Genomic DNA, 8,683 nt, shown 5'->3' with positions numbered 1-8,683 from the left:
TCAGCAGGAGCCTATGCTCCCGCAGGGGTGGAGAGCCGTCCACAGCATCAGTTGCGGACATCGGTCAGGCAGATCCGCTAACCCCTGGCCCACACTCCACCACACGACCCGGGAGGACTGCATCCCAATCAAGAGGATGCCAGTCCCCTCGATCGATGGCCCCCCACCAATACTCGTCCAACACGGCAGCTTTGAGAGGATCCTCATCCTCGGGCTCGAAACCTGCGAACCCATCCTCCGCATCTCGCACCTCCCGGGATGGCCACTGAGCGGTGGTTGGAAGGCCGGCATAAACCCCACCGGGTCCCAGTACCGAGTATTCAGTGGTCGTTGGATCGACGCACTGGAGCACGAGGTCCGCCAGCTGGTTCGGTCCGACGGCCACAAAAATCCCGACGACTTGCCGGTTTTCAGACCGCCGCACAGCGAAGGCCGTTAAAGTCCGCAAGTCCCCTTTATGAAGAGTTGTGTTCACCTAACGACGATATCAAACCTGAGGTCGGCGTCCACCCTTAGCTTGGCCGTTGAGTCGAGCCTGGAGGCAGGTTGGTCTCGGGCCGCAGCGTCAGGTAACCGCCGCAAGGCGACGGTCGGCTCCCGACCGAGGCTGTGTAAAAACGTCAACGCGCCGAATCTGATAGCAACTTCATTCTAAGATGAAGCTGGAGAACGGTCGATCTTCGGGCATTATTCTGTCTGTCGCCGCTTTGATCGAAAGATCGTGCGCGAGTTTTCTAGCGCAGTGAGTTTTTACACAGCCTCGACCCGAAGCAGACTCTAGTAGGTCCTCTTTCTGGCGACAGGGGCGAGCACCCAACGCCCCGCCCGCATACCAGCTCACTGCCGGCATATGGGACGGACGCTCAGCGCTACAGGTCGTTCAGGATCTTCAGTCAGCGGGCTGCATAAGCCCCGTCGAGGCCGAACGCAGAGCGGCTTAACCCCGTCCACTTTTGCGGGGGAAGATCAGTGGACACCCATGCTAGCTTTTCGGAGCTGGAGAGGAGCGTCTGATGAGTGTTCAACGCCGGGTGGCCACCGCGCGCATAGATTTCAAACCGAGACGATGCCCAAATCTACAGCCGCTTGACCACAACGGAAAAGTCCAGCAGTCTTCCCTTTATTGAATTCCCTTTCCTCATGATGGTGGCCAATATGGTTTCGCGCAGGATCGCTGCGGTTGTCTCCGCATACATGGTGCTTGCCTCGCCAGGAACGGCTTGGGGTCAGTCTCCCGGCCCCGCTGTGGGGGCAACCCAGCAGACACCACCCAGCGCGCGGTTAAGGCTGCCCAGAGCCAACCAGGGTTCTAACAATCACGGCGCTTGGACTCGAGGAGGCTCTGCTGCTTCCGCTAGCAACGGCCCAGGCACTTACACGATTACCGTGTGCGTGCATTCAACGTGCACCATCAACGGCTCGCCGGGGCGATCTGTCCCTGTCGAGATAGAGGCGTGGGGAGCGGGCGGTGCCGGTGGCGCTGGGGGTTATAGCACTACGGGGGCAAGCGGTCACGGCGGTGCCGGCGGCGGCGGCGGTGGCGGTGGCGGTTACAGCAAGAGAAGTATCAACGTAATAATACCGTCGAGCGGAGTGCTCACCTACTCCGTTGTAGTAGGTCACGGCGGGAGCGTACTCGGCGGGAGCCGTGACGGAGGATTTTCCCAAATTCTGGCTAACGATCAGAACGGCCCCAGCGTCTTGATGGCTCCGGGTGGGATAGGAGGAAGCGCTGGTGACATTTCCCCGTTCAATACCGGCAGAGGCGGCACGAGCGGCGGCTTTGGCAGCCAGGCGAACCCGAATAATTGGAGTGGCCTTCCTGGTGGAAATGGCGCTGTCGTAACTACGTGTAATGGCGGCGGCGGCGGGCTCGGTGGACCTGGCGGTGGCCCAGGCAGGACCGCGCCCGGTTACATAAATGACGGCGGTGATGGAGGGCACGGCGGCTATTTCCGCTATCTCGCGCTCCCCACGTGCCTTGCGAAAGGCAACAACGATGGACAGGGAATAGGAAATCCTGGCGGCAATGGCCGGGTCTCTTTTGTCTGGTAGATCCGTATTGCCTTTGGAGCGTGCGGCACGCACTGACACCACCCTGGTCCAGCGCCTGCCTTGACGTAGGGCCAATCTGATTTGGCTGGCGAGCCGTTTCGGGGGAGGGTGCGGCAATCGAACTGGTCGTGCCTTTTCACGGAATGGGCTTGGGCGCAACGAGCGGTCTGTCTCAGATAAAGGGTGCGAAAGGTCCGGTTTCTGACCTGTGCACAATGCCCGCATGTGGCGCTGTGCAGTCACCGTGCATTGCTAAAAGCCATGTCCGCTTCCCCCCCTAGCAGACCCTCGCCTGGTCCGCTTTCGGCGGAATGGTGGTTCGGGCGCCCAGCCTCGCGCTCCCCCGCCAAACCCCCTATCTCCGCCCCATGCGCCTGCGTGTCGTCGATCTTGAAACCAGCGGCGGGGATCGTTCCGCCGAGATCCTCGAGGTCGGGATCGTCGATGTCCTGCCGAACGGGGCGGGCGGCTGGGTCGCCTCGCCGCCGGTGACGAAGCTGTTCCGGCCGCGGGGGGAGATCTCGTTTCACGCCATGGCGGTGCATCATCTGACGCCGGAGCATTTCTGTGACGATGATCCGCACTGTGACGAATACCGGCTGCGCGAGATGTTCCTGCCCGTGCCAGCGGACGTCATGGTGGCGCATTCGGCGCGGTTCGAGCGGGGATTTATCGCCGATACGGCGCATGGCGGCCTGCCGTGGATCTGCACGGTGCGGTCGGCCAAGAATGTCTGGCCCGAGGCGCCGGGGCATTCCAATCAGGTGCTGCGGTACTGGCGGGGGCTGAGGCTGGACCCGGCGCTGGCTGATCCGGCGCACCGGGCGGGGCCGGACGCCTGGGTGACGGCGCATCTGCTGATCGACATGCTGAAGGTCGCCACGGTCGAGCAGATGCTGGCCTGGACGAATGAGCCGCGGCGGCTGGACCGGATTCCGTTCGGCAAGCATCGCGGACGGCCGTGGGCCGAACCGCCGGAGGACTATCTGCGCTGGATGGCGGGGCAGGGGGATATGGACGCCGATGTCGTGGCCGCCGCGCGACAGGAGCTGGACCGTCGCGCCGGGGGCGTCATCGGGGCTCTGGCGGTCGGTCCCGACGCGGGCTAAACCGGACCCTCGGGCCCGCCTTTCGGAGTATTCAGGTTGAAGATTGCCGAACGCTGGTTCGTGATGGCGGGCGTGGCCCTGCTGGGCGCGATCGCCCTGGCGGGCGTGATCGTGGCCGTCTATGCGGCCTGGCTGTTCCATGACCTGCCCGACGCCTCGGAGCTGGCCGACTACCGGCCGGCGACGGCGACGCGGGTCTATGCCGGCGACGGGACGCTGATCGGCGAATTCTCGGACGAGCGGCGCATCTATGTGCCGTATGAGCAGATCCCGCTGCCGGTGATCCAGGCCTTTCTGGCGGCCGAGGACCGGAATTTCTTCAACCATGGCGGCATCGACGTGGGCGGCCTGGGCCGGGCCATGTTCAAGAACATCTTCAACGCCGCCACCGGGCGGCGGCTGGAGGGCGGCTCGACCATCACCCAGCAGGTGGCCAAGAACGTCCTGCTGACCAATGAGAGCAGCATCAACCGCAAGGTCAAGGAAGCCATCCTGGCCAACCGGCTGGAAGCGACCCTGACCAAACAGCAGATCATGGAGCTGTATCTCAACGAGATTTTCCTCGGCTATCGCTCCTATGGCGTGGCCGCGGCGGCCTACAACTATTTCGGCAAGTCGCTGAGCCAGCTGACGCCGGACGAGGCGGCCTTTCTGGCGGCCCTGCCCAAGGGGCCGAACAACTATCACCCCAAACGCCACCCCGAGGCCGCGCTGGGCCGTCGCAACTGGGTGCTGGGGGAGATGAACCAGAACGGGTTTATCAATGACGCGCAGCTGGCCACGGCCCTCGCCCGGCCGCTGTCGGCCCAGGATGCGCCGCGCCGGGCCCAGTACGCCGACGCCGACTTCTTCGTCGAGGAGGCGCGCCGGCAGGCCATCGCCCGCTTCGGTCAGGAAGAGGTCAACCGCGGCGGCTACTATATGCGGACCACGCTGGACCCGACGCTGCAGTCGGCGGCGCGCGACGCCCTGATGCACGGGCTGGAGAACTATGACCGCCGGCATGGCTGGCGCGGGCCGTGGGGCACGACCGACTTCGCCGAGGGCTGGCGCGAGACCGCCGTCCGGGGCCAGCGACCGCCCGAACGCCGGGCCTGGGAGGCGGCGGCCGTCGAATCCGTGGCGGGCAACAACGTCCGCATCCGCACCGCGCGCGACAACCGCTCGGGCTCGCTGATCACCGCCGACGCGGCCTGGGCCAACGCCAACCGGCAGCTGCGGCGCGGCGACCTGATCTTCGTCGAGGCGCGGGGCGGCCAGTACCTTCTGAAACAGGTGCCCAACGTCAACGGCGCGCTGGTGGCGATCGAGCCGCAGTCCGGGCGGGTGCTGGCGATGGTCGGGGGCTATTCCTACGCCCTGTCCAGCTTCAACCGCGCCACCCAGGCCAATCGCCAGCCGGGCTCGGCGTTCAAGCCTTTCGTCTATGCGGCGGCGCTGGAGGGGGACTATACGCCCGCCTCGATCGTGCTGGACGCCCCGATCAGCTTCGCCGGCGGCCGCAATGGCGAACGCTGGACGCCGGAGAACTACAGCCGCGAATACTACGGACCCCAGAGCCTGCGCCGTGGGCTGGAGCTGTCGCGCAACGTCATGACCGTGCGGCTGGCCCAGGACGTGGGCATGACCAATGTCGTCAGCCTGGCCCGGCGGATGGGCGTGGCGGAGAATCTGCAGCCGAACCTGTCGGTGTCGCTGGGGGCGGGGGAGACCACGCCCTATCGCCTGACGGCCGCCTACGCCGCCTTCGTCAACGGCGGGCGGCGGGTCGATCCCTATCTGATCGAAATGGTCCAGGACCGCGACGGCGAGACCATCTTCCGCGCCGACCGGCGCCGTTGCCGCGACTGCGGCCGGCCCTTCAGCGGCCAGGAATCGCCCCGGCTCGAGGGGCGCGGGACGCAGGTGATCGACCCGATCACCGCCTATCAGATGAGTTCGATGCTGGAAGGCGTGGTCCAGCGCGGCACCGGCGCCGGCGCCCGGGGCCTGGGCCGCTGGGTCGGCGGCAAGACCGGCACGACCAATGAATACCGTTCGGCCTGGTTCGTCGGCTTCTCGTCCGACATCGTGGTCGGGGTGTTCATCGGCTTTGACGACAACCGGCCGCTGGGCTCGGGCGAGACGGGCGCCACCGGACCGGTGCCGGTGTTCACGGAGTTCATGCAGGTCGCCCTGCGCGAGCGCCCGGCCCGGCCGTTCGTGCGGCCCCGGAATGCGGTGTTCCGCACCGTCAACGGCATCGAGGAGGCCTTCCGGCCCGGTACCGAACGCCGGCGCGAGGAAGAGGCCCCCGCGCAGGAAATCCCCACCGGCCCGCAGAACTACAATGAGGTGATCCGCCGGGAGGAGGCGGACGCGACGGGCCAGCCGCCGTCCACCGCCCCGGCTCCGCCGGTCACGCCGCCGCCGCCGAAGAAGGAGCCGGCCGAGGATTTGAGCGGGCTGTATTAGGGACGAGGGGCGAGGGGCGAAGACAGCCCTGCAATTCCCTCGACCCTCGACTCTCGCCCCTACTTCCCCTTTCCCCCGGCGCACTCTATGTCCGCGCCTCACTTAGCTATCGCCGGAGAATGCGATGAGACCGGATGTCGAGGCCATGAAGGCCGACATCGAGCAGAGCATCGCTCTGCTCAGGAGGCGTCTTTGACTGGGATGTCGCGCTTCGAAAACTTGATGAGCTGAACGCGCGGGTCGAGGACCCGACGCTGTGGAACGACCCCGAGGCGGCCCAGGCCGTGTCGCGGGACCGTTCCCGGCTGGCCGCCCAGATCGACACGGTCCGCGAGATGGAGACCGGTCTGGAGGAGGGCGTGATGCTCGCCGACATGGCCGATGAGGAAGGCGACGAGGCGACGCTGGAGGAGGCGCGCGCCTCGCTGAAGGCGATCAAGGACCGCGCCGGCCGCGCCGAACTGGAGGCCCTGCTGTCCGGCGAGGCCGACGGCAATGACGCCTATCTGGAAGTGAACTCCGGCGCCGGCGGCACGGAGTCCTGCGACTGGGCCGGGATGCTGCTGCGGATGTATTCGCGCTGGGCCAGGGCGCACGGCTATGAGGTCGAGCTGGAGGCCGAGGAATCGGGCGACCAGGCGGGGATCAAGTCGGCCACCATCCTGATCACCGGACCGAACGCCTATGGCTGGCTGAAGTCGGAATCGGGCGTGCACCGGCTGGTGCGGATCAGCCCGTATGACGCGGCGGCCAAGCGGCACACCTCGTTCGCCTCGATCGGGGTTTCGCCGGTGGTGGACGACGCGATCGAGATCGACATCAATCCGTCCGACGTGCGCACCGACACCTACCGCGCCTCCGGTTCGGGCGGTCAGCACATCAACAAGACGGACTCGGCGGTGCGTCTGACGCACATTCCGACCAATACGGTGGTGGCCTGCCAGGCCGGCCGCTCGCAGCACCAGAACCGCGAGCAGGCGTGGAAGATGCTGCGGGCGCGGCTGTACGAACTGGAGCTGCAACGGCGCGAGGCGGCGGCGCAGGCCGTGGCCGACGCCAAGACCGACATCGGCTGGGGTCACCAGATCCGGTCCTACGTTCTGCAGCCCTATCAGATGGTCAAGGACCTGCGGACCAACGTCGAAACCTCGGACACCCAAGGGGTGCTGGACGGGGATCTGGACCTGTTCATGGGCGCGGCGCTGGCGGCCCGGGTAGGCGAGACGCGCGGATCGACGGTCGAATAGAAAAGGCCCCGGATCGCTCCGGGGCCTTTTGTCTTTCAGCGTCCCTCGAAGATCAGGACGGGCCCTTCATGTCGATAATCTGCGGTGCGGGGTCGGGCGCGGCCGGGCGCGGCGCGGGCGTGGGGGCCGGCGCCTCGCGGCGGCCTTGCAGGACGCGGCCCTGGAAATAGGCGCCGATGTCGATCGACATCTGTTCGGCGGTGATGTCGCCGTCGACATAGGCGGTGGCGACCAGCTTGACCTGTTTGCCCGAGATGCCGCCGACGATACGGCCGCGAACCTCGATATAGTCGGCCGAGACATTGCCCTCGACCGCGCCGGTTTCGCCGACGATCAGTCGGCCGACGCGGACATCGCCCTTGATCGCGCCGTCGATCTGGAGATCGCCGCCGCCGGTGATGCCGCCCTCGAACTGGAGGTCGGACGACAGGGTGGACAGACCTCGTGCGCCGGGCGCCGACGGGGACGCGGCGCGGGCCGGCGCCGCCGAGGAACCGCCCGGCGTGGGCAGGTCAGGCAGCGGCGGGATCGATGATCCGTTGTCAGCGCGGGGCTGGGGCGACGGGGCGGGGGATTTAGTCTTGTTGAACAAGTTGGTCTCCGGCTCTCATGAAGCGGGCGGGGTTTTGGGGTCGGCCATTCATCCACACTTCGTAATGCAGATGTACGCCGGTGGAGCGTCCTGTGGTTCCCATGGCGCCGACACGCTGACCAAGCTTGATCCGCTGGCCGGGGAGGACCGCCGTGGCGTTCAGGTGAGCGTAGCGCGTCTTGAAACCGCGTCCATGATCTATCTCAACGGTGTTGCCATACCCTGAACGTATGCCGACGAAAGACACGATTCCGGGAGCGGGGGCGTAGATGGGCGTGTTGAGCGGAGCGGCGAAGTCCTGACCCTGATGCAGGGCCGGGCGGCCGTTGAACGGGTCGAAGCGAACGCCGAAGCCCGAGGTGGTGCGCGCGGGCGTCGGGCGGCGGAAGGGCATGCTCTCGGCGGCGTTGGCCAGCGAGCGCATGTCGGACAGGTTGTCGGCGGCGTGGCGGATGCGGACGGCGAAGGCTTCGTCGACATCCAGCACGGCGGCCAGCGCCCGCGGGTCGCGCGCCTCGACCAGCGGACCGCCGAGGGCAGAGCCGTGCGGCGTGTAGGCGGAGGGGTTGAGGCCGGCGAGGCGGAAGGCGAGGCGGAGGCGCTCGGCGCGGGTCTGGGCCTCGGTCTCGGCGCGGGCGATCAGCCGCTCCTGATCCATGCGCACGGCGATCATGCGCTGGACCGGCGAGGACCGGTCTGGATTGAGGGCCGGAGCGGGGCGCAGCGCCTGTTCAGCGCCGTCGACGCCGCGGAACATACCCATCACCTGGGTCAGGGCCGCGTGACGGCGCTCGACCATCTGGGCCATTTCGTCGAGCGAGCCGGTCGTGGCGGTCATGCGCACGACGGCGCTGTCCAGCCGGGCCTGCAGGTCGGCGTTCATCCGCTCCGAAGCGGCGCGGGCGCGGGCGACGGTGCGGTCCGTCTGACTCTGCGCCACCATGTCGAAGATCATGCTGCCCGACGCCATGGCGGTCCAGCCGCCCAGCAGCACCGCGGCCACGGCGCCCAGCGCCTGTTTTCCGGGCGTCAGGGCCCAGGCGCGGACGGCGTCGCCGTCGCGCAGATACAGATATCGGGTCGGAAACCATTTTCCGATCAGAGACCGCCTGACAGTCGGCTCTTGTTCGGTCATCACGCAACGCCCCCAGAACGTACGACGAGGGGTTATGCGCCAAGGTATAGCTTGGGGACAAGTCTGTTCACGACTTGTTAACCACCTTGGG

At 66.7% G+C, this 8,683-nt stretch carries 5 protein-coding genes; 3 read left to right on the top strand and 2 right to left on the bottom strand.

Going from position 1 to position 8,683, the window contains the following annotated elements:
* The first annotated feature begins 2,423 nt into the window (after positions 1–2,423).
* The 3 genes from ACTIEW_RS15290 (at position 2,424) to prfB (ending at position 6,865) form a co-directional block, all read left to right on the top strand.
* Positions 2,424–3,164 carry a putative quorum-sensing-regulated virulence factor gene (locus ACTIEW_RS15290; RefSeq protein ID WP_439478759.1) on the top strand — a complete coding sequence of 247 codons (741 nt, stop codon included), beginning with the start codon at positions 2,424–2,426 and terminating at the stop codon, positions 3,162–3,164.
* Positions 3,165–3,227: 63 nt separating this feature from the next.
* Positions 3,228–5,618, top strand: coding sequence for a penicillin-binding protein 1A (locus tag ACTIEW_RS15285; protein WP_439478761.1), 2,391 nt, complete (start codon positions 3,228–3,230; stop codon positions 5,616–5,618).
* A gap of 124 nt (positions 5,619–5,742) precedes the next feature.
* Positions 5,743–6,865, top strand: a protein-coding gene (gene prfB / locus ACTIEW_RS15280; RefSeq protein WP_439478758.1) for a peptide chain release factor 2 whose coding sequence is annotated in 2 segments (ribosomal slippage) — positions 5,743–5,811 and positions 5,813–6,865 — 1,122 coding nt in all. Because the reading frame shifts where the segments join, the coding sequence is not laid out codon by codon here.
* A gap of 52 nt (positions 6,866–6,917) precedes the next feature.
* Here the strand turns inward: prfB and ACTIEW_RS15275 are convergent.
* Together ACTIEW_RS15275 and ACTIEW_RS15270 are read right to left on the bottom strand one after the other, a co-directional pair.
* Positions 6,918–7,457 (bottom strand): bactofilin family protein, encoded by a 540-nt coding sequence (locus ACTIEW_RS15275; RefSeq protein WP_439478757.1) that lies wholly within the window; start codon positions 7,455–7,457, stop codon positions 6,918–6,920.
* On the bottom strand, positions 7,441–8,592 hold the full coding sequence (locus tag ACTIEW_RS15270; RefSeq protein ID WP_439478756.1) for a M23 family metallopeptidase: 1,152 nt from the start codon (positions 8,590–8,592) through the stop codon (positions 7,441–7,443). Before ACTIEW_RS15270 ends, ACTIEW_RS15275 begins: the two co-directional genes overlap by 17 nt.
* Positions 8,593–8,683 lie beyond the last annotated feature (91 nt).

This window comes from Brevundimonas sp., assembly GCF_051860745.1.
Lineage (GTDB): Bacteria > Pseudomonadota > Alphaproteobacteria > Caulobacterales > Caulobacteraceae > Brevundimonas.
The sequence above is the reverse complement of the archived record's forward strand: the minus strand, read 5'-3'. Positions and strand labels throughout refer to the sequence as shown.